Origin of the sequence: Nocardia sp. NPDC058497, assembly GCF_042720195.1 — a bacterium.
Taxonomy (GTDB): domain Bacteria; phylum Actinomycetota; class Actinomycetes; order Mycobacteriales; family Mycobacteriaceae; genus Nocardia.
Window position 1 is genome coordinate 1 of sequence record NZ_JBHXMY010000907.1, and the last position, 1,613, is coordinate 1,613.

Below are 1,613 nucleotides of genomic sequence, written 5' to 3' on the forward strand. Positions count from 1 at the left end.
ACCCCACCCCCGCGAGGGGGGGGTGGGGGGGCCCGGGGGGCGTGGGCGCAAGGCCCCCCCCCCCCGCTCCGATCGCAACACCGGTGTCGTCGACCAGCTCGACGGGCAGGGCTTCGCGGTCGGTCGACGGGTCGGCGAGCTGTTCGGTCACCTGGCTACCTTATCGGCGACGATCAGCAGGTACTGGAAGCTCCCCTCGCGGTAGGCGGTGAGGAACGGCTGCTCGACGCCGGTGGCGAGCTCGGAATGGGTGCGCAGCTCCCAGTACGGGATGGTGTCGGGGGTGAGGTCGACGACGGTGGTGGGGATCAGGCCGTTGTCGGAGAGCGCGCGGAAGTACTCGCTGCGGGGATGGATCATGCAGCCGTAGTGCGCGTCGATCCAGCTGACCGAGGCCGACCGGCCACCGGTGACGTCGTTGGAGCAGCCGGTGATGCAGACATACCGGCCGCCGGGTTCCAGGAGCCGGGCGAATTCGTCGAACAGGTCGAACAGATCGACGTACATGGTGGTCTCGTTGGTCCAGATGCCGCGCACCGACTCGTCGGCGAAGCCGGTGTCGAGCATGTTGCGGAAGTGGAACCGGACCCGGTCGGTGACACCGCGGGTCTCGGCCTGGTCGTTGGCGAAGCCGACCTGGTACTCGGAGATGGAGACACCGTCGACCTGACAGCCGAAGCGCTCCGCGGCCATGAAGCTGGTACCGCCGCGTCCCGAACCGCCGTCGACGAGGCGATCGGCGGGCTGGATGGCGCCGAGATTGTCGAGCAGATAGTCGGCCTGGGCGGTCTCGAGCCGGTGCAGTTCGCGCACGATGCGGTCCTGCCTGGTCTTCTCGGGGCCCTCGATCACCGTCCAATCGGGCGCGCCGATGCCGTAGTGATGGTGGTAGAGACCGTCGACCTCGCCCAGTTTGGTGTTGACCCGATCGTCGTTGGGGTTGTTGTTCCAGTAGGCCGCGACGGAACGCTGGTAGGTGGTGCGCAGGACGGTGCGCTCGGTGCGGGGGTTCGCGATGGTCATCGGTCGTCCTCTCCTGGTGCGATGTCGTGGTAGCGGCGGCTGTCGGCGTGCCAGGCGCGATTGCCGCCCATCCAGGCCCACAGGCCGGCCAGGAAGCGGCGCAGCTGGGGTGAGCCCGCGGCGGCGAGCGGGGCCGCTTCCCGTTCGAAGCGGTGCATCAGCTCGTCGTGGATCTGCGCGGTCCGCAGGACCGCGTCGGCGCGGCTGCAGCCCTCCTCGGCGGCCAGGACCGTCGGCAGGTTGAACTCCCTGCCACCCGAAAGGTCCTCGCGCGCCATCGAATAGAGGTCGTTCACCATCTGCGCGGCCAGTGCGGCAGTGGTGACGACCCGCCGGACGGCCGGATCGGTGTACTCGGGAGCGCCGAGTTCGTAGCCGCCGACGGCGTCGATCGGCGCCATGCACGGCAGGAAGCTGTGCGGCTGGCGATTGGTCAGGTATTCCCAGACCGGTGGCATCCGGTCCGCCGTGCGCCAGCCTGCCTCGGCGCCGAGCGCGATGAACCAGCCCGCGATCTCGGTGCGCAGCCTGGCCAGCTGCGCCGGGCTCGCGTTCCCCGCCCGGGACCCGCACGACTGTCGGGACGCGCC

The 1,613-nt window shown here is 69.8% G+C and carries 1 protein-coding gene and 1 pseudogene; both read right to left on the bottom strand.

The genetic code is table 11. The features are described 5' to 3' along the window. Window positions 1–147: 147 nt before the first annotated feature. On the bottom strand, window positions 148–1,023 hold the full coding sequence (locus tag ACFWPJ_RS32345) for a geranyl diphosphate 2-C-methyltransferase (RefSeq protein WP_378857261.1): 876 nt from the start codon (window positions 1,021–1,023) through the stop codon (window positions 148–150). Then, a pseudogene (locus tag ACFWPJ_RS32350) lies at window positions 1,020–1,613 on the bottom strand (hypothetical protein); the annotation flags it as partial. The gene ACFWPJ_RS32345 and the pseudogene ACFWPJ_RS32350, both read right to left, overlap by 4 nt.

Excerpts from the sequence above, each read along its gene's own strand:
- ACFWPJ_RS32345 (WP_378857261.1), bottom strand. The coding sequence starts at position 1,023 with ATGACCATCGCGAACCCCCGCACCGAGCGCACCGTCCTGCGCACCACC.